Consider the following 18,785-nt stretch of genomic DNA (forward strand, 5'->3'; position numbering starts at 1 on the left):
GTCAGTACTCCACGTCCTGCGAGCGGCGACGGATGACCGTCACCTCGTCGCGCTGGTTGCCGGTCGGGCCGAGGTAGTTGAAGGCCCAGGACAACTGGGCGTACCCGCCGATCAGGTGCGAGGGCTTGACCAGCAGTCGGGTCAGGGAGTTGTGGATGCCGCCTCGCTTGCCCGAGGTCTCGGCCAGGGGCACGTCGATGAGCCGGTCCTGGGCGTGGTGCATGTACACGGTGCCCTCGGGCATCCGGTGCGAGACCACGGCCCGGGCCACGACCACGCCGTTGCGGTTGACGGCCTCGATCCAGTCGTTGTCCTTCACGCCCACCTTGGCGGCGTCGCGGTCGCTCATCCAGATGGTCTGGCCGCCGCGTGAGAGGGACAGCATGAACAGGTTGTCCTGGTACTCCGAGTGGATCGACCACTTGTTGTGCGGGGTCAGGTACCGCACCGTGAGCCCTTCCACCCGATCGGCGCCGGGGCCGGCGACGTCACCGATCGCCGGCTCTGCGAAGAGGGCGCCCATGTTCAGCGGTGGCCGGAAGACCGGCAGGTTCTCGCCCAGTTCGCTCATCCAGTCGTGGTCGAGGTAGAAGTGCTGGCGTCCGGTGAGGGTGTGCCACGGCTTCCGTCGCTCGACGTTGATCGTGAAGGGTGAGTAGCGCCGGCCTCCGGACTCCGAGCCGGACCATTCCGGGGAGGTGATGACCGGGACCGGGGCCGCCTGGGTGTCGGCGAACGTGACCTGCTTGCCCTCGTGTTCGGCGGCCAGGTCGTGCATCTGGTGGCCGGTGCGCTTCTCCAGCTGTTTGAACCCCTGTACGGCCAGGTGACCGTTGGTGGTTCCCGACAGGGCCAGGATCGCTTCGCACACGTGGACGTCACGTTTCAATGAAGGACGTCCGTCAGCGACGCCTCCGCGCACTGCACCGTTCTTCGCCCGCAGGTAGTCGATCTGCTGGCCCAGTTCGAAGGTCACGCCTTTGGTGGTGGCGCCCAGCGTGTCCAGCAGCGGCCCCAGCGCGTTCATCTTCTCGCTGATCGCCCCGTAGTCGCGTTCCACCTCCACCAGCCGGGGCATGCTCACTCCCGGCACGGGCTCGCACTCGCCCTTCTTCCAGTCCCGCACCACCCCGTGGGGGTTGGCCATGGCGTCGGGGGTGTCGTGCATGAGTGGAACGGCGACCACGTCGCGCCGGGTGCCCAGCCGGGGACCGGCCAGTTCGCTGAACTTGGCCGCGATCGCCTGCCAGGTCTCCCAGTCCGTGCGGGTCTGCCAGGGTGGGGCGATGGCCGGGTTGAACGAGTGGACGAACGGGTGCATGTCGGTGGTGTTCAGGTCGTGCTTCTCGTACCAGGTGGCGGCCGGGAAGACGACGTCCGAGAAGACCGTGGTGGAGGTCTGCCGGAAGTCCAGCGTCATCAGCAGGTCCAGCTTGCCCTCCGGAGCGTCCTCGTGCCAGGTCACGTCCCGCGGCCTCAACGACGGAGCAGTCTCACTGGCGCGCACCGAGGAGTCGGTGCCCAGCAGGTGTTTGAGGAAGTACTCGTTGCCCTTGGCCGAGGAGCCGATCAGGTTGGCCCGCCAGATCGACAGGATCCGGGGGAAGTTCTCGGGCGCGTCCGGGTCCTCGCAGGCGAAGTTCAGTGACCCGTCCTTCAGCCCGGCCGCGACGTGCTCGGCGGTACTGCGCCCGGCTGCGGCTGCTTCTTCGGTGATCTGCAGCGGGTTACGGTCGAAGGTGGGGTAGGACGGGGACCAGCCCATCCGAGCGCTCTGGGCGATCACGTCGGCGGTGCTCTGGCCGGCGAACGTGCCCTGCCCGCTGCTGGCCGAGAGGGTGTCGGCGCCGAACTGGTCGTAGCGGAACTGGTCGGTGTGCAGGTACCAGTAGGCGGTCTGGATCATGTTGCGCGGCGGACGGTTCCAGTCCAGGGCGTTGGCCACCTGGTTGTAGCCGGTGATCGGCCGGACCTTCTCCTGCCCGACGTAGTGTGCCCAGCCGCCGCCGTTGACGCCCTGGCAACCGGTCAGTGTGGTCAGGGCCAGGAACGCCCGGTAGATCGTGTCGGAGTGGAACCAGTGGTTGGTGCCCGCGCCCATCAGGATCATCGAGCGTCCGCGCGACTCCTCGGCGTTCTGGGCGAACTCGCGGCCGATCCGGGCCGCAGCGGCTGCCGGGACGCCGGTGAACTGCTCCTGCCAGGCCGGGGTCCCGGGCGCGTCGGCATCTTCGTAGCCGGACGGCCACTGCCCGGGCAGCCCTGCGCGGGCCACGCCGTACTGCGCAAGCATGAGATCCAGCACGGTGGTGACCAGGTGCCCCTCGACCGTGCGCACCGGAACGCCTCGCCGCATAGAGGCGGCCGCGCCGTCCGGGTTGTCGAACCGCGGCAGTTCCAGCTCCACCACATCGGTTTCGGCACCGACCAGACTCAGCCGGGGGTCCACCGCACCCAGGTCGAGGTTCCAGCGTCCCTCGCCCGTCGGCCCGAAACGGTGACCCAGTGCACCGTTGGGGACCACCACGTCGTCGGTGGCGGCATCGATGAGCACCGTCTTGAAGGCGGCGTTCTCCTCGTCCCGGTGGGCCGCGAGGTCTTCGGCGGTGAGGAACTTCCCGGGCCGGTGCACCCCGTCGGCGCCGACGTCGATCTTCACCAGGAACGGCAGATCGGTGTAACGCTTGGTGTAGTCGACGAAGTAGGGGGTCTGCCGGTCGACGAAGAACTCCTTGAGGACGACATGCCCCATCGAGATCGCCAGCGCCCCGTCCGTACCGGGATTGGCCGGCAGCCACTCGTCCGCGAATTTCACGTTGTCCGCGTAATCGGGCGCCACGACAACGACTTTCTGGCCACGGTAGCGCGCCTCGGTCATCCAGTGCGCGTCCGGGGTGCGGGTGACCGGGACGTTCGAGCCCCACATGATCAGGTAGCCGGCGTCCCACCAGTCGCCGGACTCCGGAACGTCGGTCTGGTCGCCGAACACCTGCGGGGAGGCCACCGGCAGGTCGGCGTACCAGTCGTAGAAGCTCAGCATCGAGCCGCCGATCAGATGCATGAACCGGGCCCCGGAAGCGTGCGAGACCATCGACATGGCCGGGATCGGCGAAAAACCGGCGATGCGGTCCGGTCCCCACTTCTGGATGGTGTGCACGTGCGCGGCGGCCACCATCTCGACCGCCTCGTCCCAGCCGGCCCGCACCAGGCCGCCTTTGCCGCGGGCGCTCTTGTACGTCTTCGCGCGCTGGGGGTTCTCGACGACATGGGCCCAGGCCTTGACCGGGTCGCCGTCGTACTGGCGCTTGCCCTCGCGGTACATCTGCAGCAGCACGCCCCGCACGTACGGGTAGCGCACGCGGGTCGGGCTGTAGGTGTACCAGGAGAAGGCCGCGCCCCGAGGACAGCCACGAGGCTCGTACTCCGGGGAGTCCGGCCCGACCGAGGGATAGTCGGTCTGCTGGGTCTCCCACGTGATGATGCCGTCCTTGACGTACACCTTCCACGAGCAGGAGCCCGTGCAGTTCACACCGTGGGTGGAGCGCACGACCTTGTCGTGGCTCCAGCGGTCACGGTAGAAGTCGTCGGCCTGGCGGCCGCCCTTCTTGGTCAGGGTCCGCCCGTCGGCCGAGACCTCACCACGGGTGAAGAACCGCCGCGTGCCCACCAGGGCCTCCGACAGAGGGCCTTCCAACAATGGACGTTTGTGGGCGTCCGGTTTGCGTTCGGTGCTCACGCAACTTCCTTTCCGGAGGTGACGCTCACCGCGGTGCGGCGCACGACGGTCAGGGTCAGGGCCAGGGTGAGAGCAGCGGCGGCCGACAGCAGCCACAGCCCGATCGCGTAGGAGTCGGTGCGGCCGTAGACGTAGCCCATGATCAGCGGCGGGACGAACCCGCCCAGGCCACCGGCCGCCCCGACCAGGCCCGTGATCCCGCCCACCCGTGAGGGTTCGGCGATCTGGGCGATCAGCGCGAACGTCGCGCCGCTGCCGGAGCCCAGCGCTGCGGCCATGGCCAGGAACGCGACCGTGCCGATGCCGTCCAGCGGCGGCGTTCCGGCCGAGATGCCCGCACCGACCACGACCACGCCGAACCCGGCGCCCAACACCGGGATCGCACCGAACCGGTCGGCCAGCCAACCCCCGGCCGGGCGCATCAGCACCGCGACGATCACGAACCCGGCCATCCGGTTCGCCGCGTCAGCCGCGGTCAGCCCGTGAGCCGTCTTCAGGTAGGCCGGAAGGTAGACCGAGAACGCCACGTACCCACCGAACGCCACCGCGTACAGAACGCAGGCCTGCCAGGTGATCGGCAGCCGGGCAGTGGCGGCCAGACGGGTGGCCAGGGAGGTACTGGGCACGCTTCGGCCGGGCGCGTCCCGCAGCACCAGCCAGGAGATGACGGCGTACAGCGCCAGCGCCGCAGCGGTGATGAGGAACGGCGCCTGCTCCCCCACGTTCTGGAACAACCGCACCGTGGTGAGTGCGCTGATCGCGGTCCCACCCATACCGGCCCCGAAGATGCCGACGGCCAGGCCGCGCTTCTCCGGCGGGAACCAGGCGTTGACGAACGGCACCCCGACCGCGAACGCCGTCCCACCGATTCCCAGGAAGAAGCCGCCCACCAGGATCAGGGCGTAGGAGTCAAGAGCGAAGAAGGCCAGGAAGAGCACGGGGACCACGGTGGCGGCCGAGACCAGCGGGAACATGACCCGCCCGCCGAAGCGGTCGGTCAGGGCCCCGACCAGGATGCGCCCCAGCGAGCCCACGATGACCGGCACGGCCACCATGAGCGAGACGTCGGACTCGCTCAGCTCGCCGAGCCGGCCGTTGTCGCGGAACAACGGCCCCAGTGGGCTCACCAGGGCCCACGCCCAGAAGTTCAGGGCGAAGCCGAGCGTGGCCACGACGACCATCACCCAGGGCGAGCCCACCCCCGCCTCGGCCGCCGCCCGCGTCCGCTCTGTCTCGATGTCGCGACTCACGACAACCTCTCTGCCCGTATGACCGATCACACCGTCGTGGTGACGCCAGCATCTGAATGCGGCGTCCTGCCCGGATCACGTGGCTGAAATCCGTGCTCTCACAGTGCTGTCAAGCGGGCTGGCGCCATCAGGGCCACTGGTCCCATGCGGTCCCCGCCAAAGTCCTTTTACATGTTCAAGCGCATGCAAATCGTCGGGCCGAACCGGTGCGGGAGAATGGGCGCTGCGTCAGAGCCCGACCTAGGAGCCGCCCCCGTGTCCACCCCCAGCCCCACGCCCGGGGAGCACGCACGAGCGACCGATGCCTTGCTGACCGCCAGCCGGGCCCTGATCGGCATCTCCCTGCGCTCCCTGACCGCCTCCCCGGTGGACATCACCCTCGCCCAGCACCGACTGCTGGTCCTGCTCGCCGCCCGGGGTGGTCAGACGATCAGCGCCCTCTCCGGCGAGCTGGGTGTGGATCAGTCCAACGCCAGCCGGCTGGTGGACCGGCTACAGCGCATCGGGCTCATCGAGCGACGCCCGTGCGCCTGGGACCGGCGGGCCGTCGAGGTGGCGCTCCTCCCGGCCGGGCGCGAGGTCCTCGACGCGGTGACCGTAGCGCGGCGACAGGAGATCGCTGCTCTGGTCGCGGATCTGACGCCCACCGAGCGCCGGGCAATCGCTCGCGGCGTGGTGGCGTTCAACCGGGTGGCCGGTGAGGTCGACGACGCCGACTGGCCGTCCTAGGGCCGGATGCCTGCCAGGATCGCTGTGCTCTGCGGTCCGGCCTGAACGGGAAAGTCCAGCTGGGTCTGCCCCACGTGCACCGTGATCACGTGCACGCCCCGGAAACGCTCCCAGGGCCGGCCCATGACCTGCGTGATGCGCGAACGCGGCACGAGCGTGCGGGCCAGGGAGATCTCATCGCCCGCCGGCGTGCACCAGTCCCGCCGGTGGATCACCTGGATCTCGCGCTCGTCCTGCAGAGCAACCAGAGGGTGCAGGGTCAGAGGCTGCAGCCGCCGGTAGAACCGCTCGACGGCGGAGGCGGGTGTCACGGTGACGCCGGGGGCGGTGTGCAGCACGCGCAGCTGCGGTTCGGCCTGCATCAGCCGCCTGACCTCCGTCGCCAGCCCCACATCGCCGCGGCCCAGTGCCGGAATCGCTTGCTGCGGCACAGCCGTCATGGCCTGGGGCCGTGGCGCATAGGTCTCGCGGATCTGGTCGACGAGCTTGCGCACCGTGTCAGTGGCGGAGCCGTTGTAGGCGACCTGAACGTTCGAGCCGTCCAGGGCATGAACGGTGAGCCGGCCGTCCAGCAGTCGCACACTGTCCTGAACAGCGGCGATCTGATCGATCGGGATGCTCCGGGTCTGGAAGCGCTCGCCGCTGCGCTGCAGAACGGTCAGTTCTGCGAAGCCGAGCACGACCAGGTAGTCGTACAGGTGCATGCCCGGGCCGACATTGCGGCGCTCGATGTCGCGCGGCACCTTGAGCACCAGCCGCTGCTCGCGCGGGTCGATCCCGGCGGAGCGGAAGAGGCGGGGTATTTCCTCGAAGGTCCTGACCTCGGTGACCCAGGGCCCGAACTCGACGTACTCCTGCTCATCGGGGTCGACAGGGCGGGTCACGACAACTCCTCCGGATGGATGGCCGACCACCCTATCCGCCTGGAGCCCATTCTGGCCCGACGCCTTGTGCACGGCCGACGGTCGACGGCGTCAGTCCGACGTGGCGAACTGGGTCCGGTGCAGCTCGGCGTACCGCCCGTCCAGAGCCAGCAACTCCTCGTGGGTGCCGCGCTCCACCACCCGGCCGGCCTCCAGCACCAGGATCTGGTCGGCCGAGCGCACGGTGGACAGACGGTGCGCAATGACGATGGCGGTACGGCCCTCAAGGGCCTCGTCCAGCGCCGCCTGCACGGCCGCCTCCGACGCCGAGTCCAGATGTGCGGTGGCCTCGTCCAGGACTACGACCCGAGGCTGCGCCAGCAGTAGTCGGGCGATGGTCAGCCGCTGCCGCTCCCCACCGGAGAACCGGTAGCCGCGCTCCCCCACGACCGTGTCCAGGCCCTCCGGCAGCCCGGCGATCACATCGGCCAGCCGACTGCGCCGCAGGGCATCGAGCAGTTCCTCGTCGCTGGCCTCCGGGCGGGCCAGGTGCAAGTTGGAGCGCAGAGACTCGTGGAACAGGTGACCGTCCTGGCTGACCACTCCGACGGTGCGCCGCAGCGAGTCCGTCTGCAACTGCCGCACATCGGTCCCGCCGACCAGGATCTGCCCGGAACTGACGTCGTACAACCGTGCGAGCAGGTTCGCCAGCGTCGACTTCCCCGCGCCGGACGAACCCACCAGGGCCACGACCTGCCCGGGCTCCACCCGGAACGACACGTCGTGGATGATCTGCGCCCCGCCGCGGGTCTCCAGCGTCGCCACATCCTCCAGCGAGGCCAGCGAAACCTCCGCCGCGCTCGGATAGGCGAAGCCGACATCGCGGAACTCGACACTCACCGGGCCGTCCGGCACCGGACGCGCATCCGGGGCCTCCTGGATCAGCGGCACCAGGTCCAGCACCTCGAACACCCGGTCAAAACTCACCAGCGCACCCATGATGTCGATGCGGGCGCTGGCCAGAGCGGTCAGCGGTGCGTACAGCCGGGTCAGCAGCAGGGCCAACGACACGATGCTGCCGGTCTCCAGGTTCCCGGCCACCGCCGCCACCCCACCGACCCCGTAGACCAGCGCCAGGGCCAGCGCGGAGACCAGGGTGAGCGAGGTGATCAGGACCGTCTGCAGCACCGCCGTACGCACCCCGATGTCCCGCACCCGCCCGGCCGCCTCGGCGAAGAACCGCGACTCGTCCTCAGGTCGCCCGTAGAGCTTGACCAGGGCCGCCCCACTGGCCGAGAAGCGCTCGGTGCTGCGCGTCATCATGGCCGCGTTCAACTGGGCGGCATCCTGGGACAGCAGAGCCAGACGCCGGCCCATGATCCGGGCCGGCACCACGAACAACGGCAGCAGCGCCAGGGCCAGCAGCGTCACCGGCCAGGAGATCCCGATCATCACAGCGCCGGTCAGGGCCACCGCGATCAAGTTGCTGACAATGCCCGACAAGGTGTTGCTGAAGGCCCGCTGGGCCCCCAGCACGTCATTGTTCAGCCGGCTGACCAGCGCACCGGTGCGGGTACGGTTGAAGAACGCCAGCGGCATGCGCTGCACGTGGTCGAACACCCGGGTGCGCAGATCCAGGATCAGGTCCTCACCCAGCCGCGCCGACAGCCAGCGCACCGCCACCCCCAGCCCCGCCTCCGCCAGCGCAATGACCGCGATCAGCAGCGCCAGCCGCACCACCGCGCCCCGGTCCCCCTCACCGATCGCGTCCACCACCCGCCCGGCCAGGACCGGGGTGACCACCGAGAGCACCGCCGTCACCGCGCTACCCAGCACGAACAGGCCGAACGAGCGCCTGCGCTCACGGGCCAGGACGATCACGCGGCGCACCGTGCCGGGGCGGAACGGCTGCCGCTCCCGGGCCGACCGGGCCCCGGCGATCGTCGACCACGCGGCCATTTCCATGCTCATAACAGTGCAGACCTCTGGGTTCGTTCGGTGACCGAGGGAAGCTCCTGCCGGCCTCTGGACAGCGCACATTCCCCGTGCACCCGACGCGTGGACGAGTGGCTGAATCCGGTAGGACCCTATTACCTTCCGGCCCTCCGCCTCGGCTGAAGCAGGCACAAGCGGGTGATGGGGGCACCAGACCGTCGGTTACCTTCTTGCCGGTGGGCATGACTGTTGCAGCCCCCGCACCCGACATGGTTCAGGATCCCTGCTGGGACTCTTCCCGCCCTTCGGACAAGTTCCCTTTCGAAGGCCAGGGTCGCTGCCGCCCAGTCCCCGCTGCGCCTCGTGACGTGAACCGCGCGAACGAGATCCGCAGGTGAACAAACGCCCAGCAGAACAACACCTCGCGGGGCGGCGACGGCACCTCGAGGCACGAGCGCTACGCCCAGGCCGGCTGCTACAAGGTCGAGCACCAGTGCGTACGTGTCGGCGCGGGCGGTGATCCGGGGCTCGAAGCCGCACAGCCCGGTGACCATCTCCGTCAGGGCCTGGAATCCATGACCCGACCGGCCGGATATCCAGCCGTCCTGGGCAAAGTCCAGAAGATCGACGTCACCGGTCTGCGCGCCGTGAGTCGGCACCGCCAAGGCAAGTGGGTCACTGAGCAGGAAGGTCTGCTGAAGGCCACGCAGATCAGGGGCTGCGAATCCGGCGTACTGGTGGGTGAGGGCCAGGTCGATGTCGCCGGACCTCAGGGCGGGGACGGCTTCTTCCGGCTCCATCTCGGTAAAAGTGATGTCGAGGTCGGGCGATCGGCGTCGAAGGCTCGCGATCACCGGCCCGACCAGACGCCGGGCGCCGCTGGCGAACGAGGCGACCCGGACTCGTCCATGGTTGGGGGATCCGGCCGCGACGACCGCCTGCTCGGCGGCGGCGAGGTCGTCCAGGATGCGGCGGCCGTGCTCGGCGAGCACCTGCCCGGCGTGGCTCAGGCGCACGCTGCGCGCGCCGCGTTCCAGCAAGGAGACACCACTCTCGCGTTCCAGCACAGCCAACTGCTGAGAGGCGGCGGCTGCGCTGCACCCCACGGTCTGCGCGGCTCCTGCGATGGAGCCGGTGTCGGCCAGGGCCACCAGCAGGCGCAGACGCCCGGAGTCAAGCACAGGCAAATCCTACGCTCAGCATCGGCGGAACCCGCTTTCGCCACTGTGCCACCAGCCGTCAGCGTGGGGGAAACAAGAACCGAGAAGGAGCTCCCCCAGTGAGACTGCACGATCCGGACCACCGAGGCTTCGCCAGCGACAACTACTCGGGTGTGCATCCGCAGGTGCTGGCCGCCCTGGCCGAGGCGAATGAGGGCCATCAGGTCAGTTACGGCGACGACATCTACACCGAGCGTCTGCAGGAGGTCTTCCGGGAACACTTCGGCCCGCAGGCCCGGACGTATCCGGTGATCAACGGCACCGGGGCCAACGTGGTGGCGCTGCAGGCCGCCACCGACCGCTGGGCCTCGGTGATCTGCGCCCGCACGTCGCACCTGCACGTCGACGAGGCCGGGGCGCCCGAAAAGGTCGGCGGGATCAAGCTGCTCACCGTTCCGCACGTCAACGGCAAGCTCACGGTGGACAACATCCGCGCCGAGGCCCGGGGCTTCGACGACCAGCACCGCGCCCAGCCGCAGGTGGTCTCCATCGCCCAGTCCACCGAGCTGGGAACGGTTTACAACCCCGAGGAGATCGCCGAGATCACCGATTTCGCCCATGCCAACGGTCTTCGCGTGCATATGGACGGCTCTCGGCTGGCCAACGCGGCGGCTCACCTGGGCGTGCCGTTGCGTTCACTGACTACGGACGTCGGTGTCGACGTCCTCTCGTTCGGTGGCACTAAGAACGGGCTCATGGTGGGCGAGGCGGTCGTGGTTCTCGATCCCGAACTCGACCACGGAATCAACTATCTGCGCAAGATCACGACCCAACTGACGTCCAAAATGCGGTTTGTCTCGGCCCAGCTGCTCGCCCTGATGGAGTCGGACCTGTGGCTACGAAACGCCCGGCACGCCAACGCCATGGCCAGCCAACTGCACGACGCGGTCAAAGGGCGGGACGACGTCACGGTGAGCTACCCGGTACAGGCCAATGCCGTGTTCGTACGCCTCCCGGCACCGGTTCTGGTGCAGCTGCACGAGCAGTTCCACTTCTACGACTGGGACGAAGAGGCCGGCGAGGCCCGCTGGATGACCACCTGGGACACGACCCCCGAGGACGTCGCGCACCTGGCAGACACTCTGGCCGCCCTCGCCGACCGGTGACCCACTGATCAGGGAACGTTGTGCCCGGCCGCCTGGATCAACCCGTACCACTCGGCCCGGGTGAGCGGAATGTCCGAACCCGCAGCCGCTTCGGTGATGCGTTCGGCCTTGGTGGTACCGAGCACGACCTGGATCCCGGCCGGGTGCCGGGTGATCCAGGCGGTGGCGATCGCCGCCGGGGTCACGTCGTACTTGGCGGCGAGCTGGGCGAGGGCCGCGTTCAGTTCCGGAAGGTCCTCCGCCCCCAGGAGAAGGCCGCCGCCGAAGCTCTTCTGGAATGGCGACCACGCCTGCAGGGTGATCCTGTTGATGCGGGCGTGCTCGACGACGCCACCGCCGTCGCGGGTCACCGAGTCCTCGAAACCCACCATGTTCGAGGACAGGCCCTGCGCCACGATCGTGGAGTGGGTGATCGACAGCTGCACCTGGTTGGCCACGATGGGCTGCTTCACCGCGGTCTTCAGCAGGTCGATCTGGCGCGGCGTGTAGTTCGACACCCCGAAGGCCCGCACCTTGCCGGAGGACTCCAGGTGGTCGAAGGCCCGCGCGACCTCTTCGGGCTCGATCAGCGCGTCGGGGCGGTGCAGCAGCAGCACGTCGAGGTAGTCGGTGTCGAGGGCCTTCAGCGACTCCTCGGCCGAGCTCACGATGTGCTCGTAGGAGGAGTCGTAGTGCCACGGCTCGGCCACGATGCTGGTCTTGGTCTGCAGGGTGATCTGCTCGCGCTCGGAGGGCCTGAGCTTCAGGGCCGAGGCGAAGCGGTGCTCGCACCAGTGCGGGCCGCCGCCGGGATGGTCGAAGCCGTACAGGTCGGCGTGGTCGAAGAAGTCGATCCCCGCCTCCCGGGCGGCGCCGTACAGCTCCTGGATCTGCTCGTCGCCGTCGGCCTTGATCCGCATCATGCCCGCGACGACGTTGGGAACCTGGACGTCGGTAGGTCCGAACTGAACTGTGCGCATAAGTCCTTCGCTCCACAAAGATTTTGAGAACGCTCAACAGTAGGGCCCGGGCCCGGGAATGCAAGACAGCTCTGACCTGCGGTGGGCAGGCCGGGCGAGACGGATCGAGGCCCAGAGCCTAGGGTGGGTCTCATGCGAATCGGGGTGATCGCCTCGGTCGCGCATCGCACGCCGCCGCGGGCATACGGGCCGTGGGAACAAGTGGCCTCCACATTGGCCGAAGGGCTGGTCGCCCGCGGGCACGAGGTGACCCTCTTCGCCACCGCCGATTCCATCACCGCAGCGCGGCTGCACGCCGAGAGTCCCACGGGTTACGAAGAGGACCGATCGCTCGACGCCAAGGTCTACGAGTGCCTGCACATCTCGGCGGCCTTCGAGCGCGCGGCGCAGTTCGACGTCCTGTCCAACCAGTTCGACTTCCTGCCACTGACCTACAGCCGCCTGGTGGACGTCCCGATGGTCACCACCGTCCACGGCTTCTCCTCACCCGCCATCGTCCCGGTGTACCGGGCGTATGCCGATGTGGCGCACTACGTCTCCATCAGTGATGCGGACCGGCACCCGGATCTTCCCTACCGGGCCACGATCCATCACGGGATCGACCTGGCCCAGTTCACCTTCCGCCCCGACCCGGGCGAGTACCTGCTCTTCATGGGGCGGATGCACCCTGACAAGGGCGCGCACCTGGCCATCGAGGTGGCCCGGCGCGTCGGTCTGCCCCTCGTCATGGCCGGGATCATTCAGGACGAGGCCTATTTCACCGAGCTGGTCCGGCCGCACATCGACCAGGCGAACGTCACCTACCTCGGCCCGGTGGGGCCCGCAGAACGCGACCGGCTGCTGGGCGGGGCGCTGGCCCTGCTGCACCTGATCGGCTTCGCCGAGCCGTTCGGCCTGTCGGTGGTGGAGGCTCTGGCCACCGGGACGCCGGTGATCGCTCATCCGCTGGGCTCGATGCCCGAGCTGATCCGGCCCGGCCGGACCGGTTATCTGGTTGAGACTTTGGAGAGCGCGGTCGCGGCGGTGGCCTCGGTGGCGGCCCTCGATCGTCGTACCTGCCGGGACGACGTCGAGGAGCGCTTCACCGACGCGCGGATGGTTCGCGCCTACGAAGACGTGTTCGCTGCCGTGACCGCAGACATCGCGTCAAGCAGCTCCTCCACGTAGGCCCAGGCCACCCCGATGCGGGCGTCCCCGATGCCGTAGGGCAGCCAGAGCCGCCCCTCGTGCACCACACCGCCGCACGAGTACACGACGTTGGGCACGTAGCCTTCTCGCTCGTCGGGGGCGGCCCGAAGGAACGGCTCGTCCAGCCGGGCCAGCACCCGGCGCGGGTCGTCCAGATCCAGCAGCAGGGCCCCGATCGCGTACACCCGCATCGGCCCCACACCGTGGGTCAGCACCAGCCAGCCCCGGTCGGTCTCGATCGGCGAACCGCAGTTGCCCACCTGCAGGACCTCCCAGGGCAACTGCGGCACCTGCAGGGGAACCGGTTCGTCCCAGAGGAAACCGTCGGCCGAGCGCGCGAGACTGGTGCTCTCGCCGTCCGAGCGGCACAGGGCCAGGTACTCGCCGCCGACGCGCCGCGGGAACAGGGCCATGCCCTTGTTCCGGGCCGCCGGGCCGGCCAGGCGGTGGGCGTGGAAGGTGCGCAGATCGGGGCTGGTGAGCAGCCGGGGCGCGATGCGGTGCCCGTCGTAGGCGGTGTACGTGGCCCGGTACTCGAGGCTGCCGTCGTCCTCGGTGAACTGCACGAAGCGGGCGTCCTCGAGCCCGTTGCTCTCCTCTTCGGTGGCCGGGAAGAGCACCCGCTGACTGAGCTCGACATCCTCGGGAAAGCTCACCTGGTAGGCGGAAGTCACGAGGTGACGCACCTGTTCCAGGGTGGCCTGGCCACCGGTGTGCCCCAGCAGGTTCTGGTGCACCCCCGCAACCGCGGCCTCCAGGCCGGCCTCGGTGAAGTGTTCCGGCAGGGCCGCCAGCAGGCTGTGGGCCAGCCCGTCGACCGCGCCACGGTCGGCCAGTACGGCCCGTAGATGATCGCGGCGCCAGCGGGCGGAGGAGTTGACCCCGACGACGGCGGGCAGCCGGCGCGGCTCGAAGACCCACTTCTCGCCCGGCCCGGCCACCGCGCTACAGAAACCGATCGAGGACAGGTGGCCCTCACCGATCGAGCGCAGGCTGATCGCCAGGCGCACCTGGCCGGCTTCCAGCCCGCTCTGGTCGGGGTGCGCGACCGCGCTGGGATTGCAGATCGCCGCCCCCTCCAGGGCGTACTCGTTGGTGAAGGTGGCCCCCATCAGCAGAGTCCGGTCCGGTGTCATCGGGACTTGCCCCGGCACGGGTGGATGGACCATCGAGGCGTGCGCGCGCAGCAGGTCCGGATAGCCCCGGTGGCGGCTGGAGAAGTCCTTCAGGAGCTGGGCCGCGAGCCGTTGTACTTCCGGCTCGGGCAGGTCCAGGACGCGTTCGGCCACTGCGGCGCGGCGCGATCGCCCAGGCGTCAGTTCCTCCCCCGGCACGAACAACCGCGCGATCACCCGCTCGGGCTGGGGCAGCACCGAGGCACCGGTGTCATGGGCCAAGCTCACGAGAACACCCCCAGGCGCTGGGCCTGCTGGGCGGTGGAGAGAGCGGCCAGGGTGGACTCCGCTCCCTGATTGAGGTTTCGGCCCGCCCTGAGCAGGCCGTCGAATCCGGCGCCGGTCTCGGCGTCGAACATCGGCGTCCGGGAGTCGTTGTCGCCCAGGAACCAGGCCCAGGCCGTCCGGACACCCCGTCGCCAGCGTTCGTCACCGCTCAGGTCGTAGGCCCGGGCACAGGCATCGGCCAGGCTCGAGACCTCGATCGGCTGCTGGTCGAACCCCGGCTCCGCAGCGGCCCGGTCCCGGCCACCGACAGGGGTCACCGAGAAGTGCCGGTCGCGGGTCTCGATGCGGACCAGGAAGTCCAGCAGTCGGAATCCGTGATCCAGGGCGGCCCGGTCCTGCAACACCGTCCCGGCCACGATCATCGCTTCGGGAACGGCCGCGTTGGCGTATCTCAGCCGCCGCTCCGGCCAGGGCCAGAACGGGTCCACCATGGCCGCGGAGGGCACCCCGACCGTGCGCACGACATCCCTCAGCAGTTCCCGGGCGTCCTCGTTACCTGGATCCGCTGCGGCCACCTCGGTCGCGCCCAGGGCGGCGAAGACCCCAGGACGCAGATGATGGGGGCTGACTCGGGCCCGGGAGGCCACGGTGAAGCCGTCCATCGCCTGCCGGCGCAGTTCCAGGGTGGGCCCGCGGGTGGCGGCCACGCCCAGACCCCACACGGCCCGGCCCCACCAGTCACCGGCGACGGGTGCGTCGGCCCAGCTGCCGTCTGCGCGCATCCGGTTGTGGAAGCTCCCGTCGGGCTGCAGCGCGGCCAGGGTGAAGTCCAGGTACGTCTGGGCCAGTTCCTGGAGGCTGCGGTCGGGATCGGGCTCACGGCACACCACGACCAGGGCCCGGGACACGTCGTCCAGGCAGTAGCCGTGCTCAGGACGCGGCTGCTGATGATCGGCGTGCTCGAACAGCCCTGGGCCGGTGCTCAGCCGCCGCAGGTGCTCGAACCTCGGCCCGGGCGCGGTACGTGTACTCGTGGGGATCACACGTTCACCCGGTCCTTGATCAGGCGCTCGGCCAGGTTCAGGTAGCGCTGGGCCACCGCCGGCCAGAGCGTCCGGGGCGCCGCGACGACCGCGGCCCGGCTCATTCCCTCGGCGATGTCCCGGTGGGTCAGCAGGGTGCGCAGGGCCACGGCCAGGGCGGCCGGGTCACGATGGGGCACCAGCAGGCCGGCACCGGTGCTCAGAAGTTCCTGGGCGTGCGGGAAACGGGTGGCCACCACCGGCTTGGATGCGGCCACCGCCTCGCTGAGCACGCCCGAGGTCACCTGCTCGGTGGAGTCGTAGGGCAGCAGGACGATGTCTGCCTGGGCCACCAGATCGTTGAGCTCGTCGCTGGTCAGGTAGCGGCTGTCGAAGATCACCGACTCGTCCAGACCCAGCTCGTGGGCTCGGGCCTGAAGCCCGTGGCGGTAGCTCTCGCCCGCATGGGCCAGAACCTTCGGGTGAGTCTGGCCGGCCACGACGTAACGCGGTGCCGGGCTCAGGTCCTGCAGCAGGGCCATCGCCTCCACGCCCCACTCGATCCCCTTGCCCGGCCCGATCAGGCCCCAGGTGAGGATCGTCGGGCGGTTCGCGGCGCCCGGGCTGACCGGGGCCGACGGCAGGGACGTGATCGGGGCACCGTGCGGGATCACGCTCACCTTGGCCATGTCCACGGCGTAGCCACCGGCCAGGCGGTCGCGTGCGGTCATGGTCATCGTGACCACCGCACCGGCCAGGCCCGCAACCATCTCCAGCACCGCGCGCTGACCAGGGGTGGGCTCGCTCAGCACGGTGTGCAGGACGACGATCGAGGGCACCGTCAGGGCGGCCAGCAGCGGCAGGATCTCATCGCCGTCGGCGCCGCCGTAGATGCCGTACTCGTGCTGGATGATCGCCACGTCCCCCTGGTTCAGCAGGGCGGCCGCACGCAGACCGCCGCCGGCCTCCCCCGCGACGAGGCTGCCCACCACCTCCTCGGAGGCCGCCGGCGCCGGGCGGTCGACGGCCTGGATCACACGGCCCGGGCCGCCACCGGCCGTCTCCAGTTCGCGGTACAGCGCTGCGGTGAAGGTGGCCAGGCCACAGCGGGTGGGCGGGTACGAACTCACGTAGCCGAATCGGGTCGTCATGGCTCGGGGGCCTTTCGGTCGAGCGGCACCCCCAGCAGGCTCGAGACCTGCGGGCGGTCGCTCCGACACCCCACCTGCGCAAGGAATCGGCTCTTTCGAGCATCGGCGGAATACCGGTCGGTTCAGCGACCTGGAAGCCGAGAGACACCATGACTGTACCTGCATGGCAAAGCCCGCCGGTTCTCGCCGCCGTACCAGGCCTCGATCCGACGGCGCCGACGCTCGCCCCGGAGACCAGCGACGATCTCGGGGGGGCGCGGTCCGGTCAGAAGCGGTTCAGTTCCAGAGCACCTGTGGCCCTCCCGGCGCTGGAGACCTTCTTGCCGAACATCTGGCAGATCCCGGTGATCTGGGCTTCCGCAAGGGCCGCAATGAATTTGAGACGGCGTGGGTCTCGTTGGTCGGTGGCGTACGGACGGGTGTTGGTCTCGCCGGCGAACGTGCGCCGGCCGTCAGCACTGGCGTACGTGGCGCTGATGCTGCCGAAGGTGGCACCGTCATGGCCCCAGATCGTGCCGCAGGACGTCTTCGTCCGGACAATCCCCAGGCCGTAACCGCTGGGGGCACCGAAGTAGTGCGTGGCATCGACCGTGGTGCGCATCTGCCGCATTTGCAATGCAGGCAGCACCTTTCCGGCCAGCAGGCCGGAATAGAAGGTGCTGAGGTCCTGGGCGGTGGAGACCACGGCTCCGGCCGCCCCGGCCCAGCTGAGCGGCCACCCGGTGGTATCGGTGTACTGCACGGGTTTGGCGCCTACATCGGCCAGGTAGGTGTGCGCGTAACCGCGGCCGGTGCGGTTGGGGAAGGGGTCGGCCAGGTAGGTGTCGTGCAGGCGCAATGGCCGGGCGATGCGCAGTTCCAGCAGGGTGGCCAGCGACTTCCCGGTGACCTCTTCCAGCATCTTCCCGATGATCACGTAGTTGGTGTTGGAGTAGGCCCAGCCGGCGCCGGGGGCGAAGACCGGCGGATGCGAGAAGGCCGCATGGAGAAGGCGTTCCGGGCTCACCGGCGTTTCCGGTGCGGCCAGCAGTTGCCCGGTCAGCGGCCCGTCGTCGGTGTAGTTGAACAGCCCGGAGGTCTGCTGCAGCAACATGCGCACGGTGATGTTCGCGCCGTTGGGTATCCGGTCCGGCAAGTACCGCTCGATCGGGGCATCCAAGGCCACCTTGCGCTCAGACACGAGTTGGAGGGTCAGGACGGCCATGAAGGTCTTGGTCTGGCTGCCGGCCTCGTACTGGTCCTGGTTGCGGAGCTTGCGCTTGGTCGCACGGTCGGCCAGCCCTGCGGTGGCGGTGCGAACGGTGCGCCCGTCGTTCACCCGGGCCAGGTGGCCGACGGGCCCGGTTCTGACCACGGCCTGGGCGGTTCGCTGCAGATCGCTCAGCTCGGCCGCATCAGCCGGGCCGGCCAGAGCACCGATGAAGAGAGTCACCGCCAGCGCATGGAGCAGCATCGGGTCGGGTCTCCCTCGTGGCCGGGCGTAGGCGTCCGGTGCATCTTGCCGAACGCCGTACGCCGACCTGGAGCTCCCACGCCGAACAGGGGCGGCTCAGACCACCGTGACGGGGTGCTTGACCACAGCATCGAAGAGGTAGCCGAAGGAATTGAACTCCGCCACCTCCGGCTGGGTGTTGCCGTGTTCGTCGACCGCCCGTGCCCGCACCTCGTAGGAACCCGCCGAAGGCCGCCACGGGATGCTCCAGCGCGACCAGCCGTCCCGAGCGGAGGGGCCGTGCGGGATTGCGCGGCGCCAGCTGGCTCCGTCGGTGCTGACCTCGACGTGCCGGATCCGGCCACCGCCCGACCACGAGCGTCCGGTCAGCACCTGAGGGCCGGCGGGGACACTGGCGGGGAAGGGCAGCTCGAAGGCGCTCCTCACGACCTGCCGGGTCAGCGGGCCGCTGCCCTCGGGCGGGTAGTCCGGCCCGAAGCGCCGGTAGTAGTTGGTGGACCAGGGAGAGCTCAGGGGCTCGTTGGACACCTCGATGCCCACTTGATCGACGCAATGCCGATCCACGACGGCACCACGACCCGCACCGGGAATCCGTGGTCGGGTGGCACACGAGGGCATGCAACGACTCTGTTCCCGAATAAGGCCTTCATATTCTGTACGAAGTTGGTCTAAATAGTGCTGACTCGCGGCCCGCTCAGGCTGGCCAACCCTCACGGACCGGCCCGACGTCGCAAGGGATCGTGTTGTCAGGTCGGATCAGCAAGCCAGTG

13 protein-coding genes and 1 pseudogene are annotated in these 18,785 nt (G+C 69.3%); 3 read left to right on the forward strand and 11 right to left on the reverse strand.

The annotated features are described in order from the left end of the window. Position 1: 1 nt before the first annotated feature. Entirely contained in the window at positions 2–3,736 is a 3,735-nt protein-coding gene (locus LWF15_RS19550) for a nitrate reductase subunit alpha (RefSeq protein ID WP_232812293.1), read from the reverse strand. Then, complete coding sequence (locus tag LWF15_RS19555; RefSeq protein ID WP_269810499.1) at positions 3,733–4,917, reverse strand: MFS transporter; 1,185 nt, start codon at positions 4,915–4,917, stop codon at positions 3,733–3,735. The genes LWF15_RS19550 and LWF15_RS19555 overlap by 4 nt, the downstream gene beginning before the upstream one ends. Before the next feature lie 324 nt (positions 4,918–5,241). On the opposite strand from LWF15_RS19555, the gene LWF15_RS19560 reads away from it, so the two are divergent. Further along, on the forward strand, positions 5,242–5,715 hold the full coding sequence (locus tag LWF15_RS19560) for a MarR family winged helix-turn-helix transcriptional regulator (RefSeq protein ID WP_232812295.1): 474 nt from the start codon (positions 5,242–5,244) through the stop codon (positions 5,713–5,715). Here the strand turns inward: LWF15_RS19560 and LWF15_RS19565 are convergent. From LWF15_RS19565 to LWF15_RS19575, 3 genes are all read right to left on the reverse strand, one after another. Next, positions 5,712–6,599, reverse strand: a complete 888-nt coding sequence (locus LWF15_RS19565) for a hypothetical protein (protein ID WP_232812296.1) — start codon at positions 6,597–6,599, stop codon at positions 5,712–5,714. The genes LWF15_RS19560 and LWF15_RS19565 overlap by 4 nt on opposite strands. Before the next feature lie 90 nt (positions 6,600–6,689). Continuing rightward, entirely contained in the window at positions 6,690–8,549 is a 1,860-nt protein-coding gene (locus tag LWF15_RS19570) for an ABC transporter ATP-binding protein (protein WP_352396681.1), read from the reverse strand. 119 nt (positions 8,550–8,668) lie between these two features. Continuing rightward, entirely contained in the window at positions 8,669–9,694 is a 1,026-nt protein-coding gene (locus tag LWF15_RS19575) for a LysR substrate-binding domain-containing protein (protein WP_285625462.1), read from the reverse strand. A 98-nt stretch (positions 9,695–9,792) separates the two neighbouring features. On the opposite strand from LWF15_RS19575, the gene LWF15_RS19580 reads away from it, so the two are divergent. Then, entirely contained in the window at positions 9,793–10,839 is a 1,047-nt protein-coding gene (locus LWF15_RS19580) for a threonine aldolase family protein (protein WP_232812299.1), read from the forward strand. Between the two features lie 8 nt (positions 10,840–10,847). Here LWF15_RS19580 and LWF15_RS19585 read toward each other — a convergent pair whose 3' ends face one another. Next, complete coding sequence (locus LWF15_RS19585; protein WP_232812300.1) at positions 10,848–11,798, reverse strand: aldo/keto reductase; 951 nt, start codon at positions 11,796–11,798, stop codon at positions 10,848–10,850. A gap of 132 nt (positions 11,799–11,930) precedes the next feature. Between LWF15_RS19585 and LWF15_RS19590 the strand changes: the two genes are divergently transcribed. After that, on the forward strand, positions 11,931–12,965 hold the full coding sequence (locus LWF15_RS19590) for a glycosyltransferase family 4 protein (RefSeq protein ID WP_232812301.1): 1,035 nt from the start codon (positions 11,931–11,933) through the stop codon (positions 12,963–12,965). Here LWF15_RS19590 and LWF15_RS19595 read toward each other — a convergent pair. The 5 genes and pseudogenes from LWF15_RS19595 to LWF15_RS19615 all read right to left on the reverse strand — a co-directional run. Next, on the reverse strand, positions 12,905–14,389 hold the full coding sequence (locus tag LWF15_RS19595) for a glycoside hydrolase family 130 protein (protein ID WP_232812302.1): 1,485 nt from the start codon (positions 14,387–14,389) through the stop codon (positions 12,905–12,907). The two genes, LWF15_RS19590 and LWF15_RS19595, sit on opposite strands and share 61 nt — an antisense overlap. Then, entirely contained in the window at positions 14,386–15,432 is a 1,047-nt protein-coding gene (locus LWF15_RS19600) for a hypothetical protein (protein WP_232812303.1), read from the reverse strand. The genes LWF15_RS19595 and LWF15_RS19600 overlap by 4 nt, the downstream gene beginning before the upstream one ends. After that, positions 15,429–16,562 (reverse strand): glycosyltransferase, encoded by a 1,134-nt coding sequence (locus tag LWF15_RS19605; protein WP_232812304.1) that lies wholly within the window; start codon positions 16,560–16,562, stop codon positions 15,429–15,431. The genes LWF15_RS19600 and LWF15_RS19605 overlap by 4 nt, the downstream gene beginning before the upstream one ends. A 265-nt stretch (positions 16,563–16,827) precedes the next feature. Next, positions 16,828–18,015, reverse strand: coding sequence for a serine hydrolase domain-containing protein (locus tag LWF15_RS19610; protein ID WP_232812305.1), 1,188 nt, complete (start codon positions 18,013–18,015; stop codon positions 16,828–16,830). A gap of 96 nt (positions 18,016–18,111) precedes the next feature. Continuing rightward, positions 18,112–18,623, reverse strand: a pseudogene (locus LWF15_RS19615) (molybdopterin-dependent oxidoreductase); the annotation flags it as partial. Positions 18,624–18,785 lie beyond the last annotated feature (162 nt).

The organism is Kineosporia rhizophila (assembly GCF_021277265.1).
Taxonomy (GTDB): domain Bacteria; phylum Actinomycetota; class Actinomycetes; order Actinomycetales; family Kineosporiaceae; genus Kineosporia; species Kineosporia rhizophila.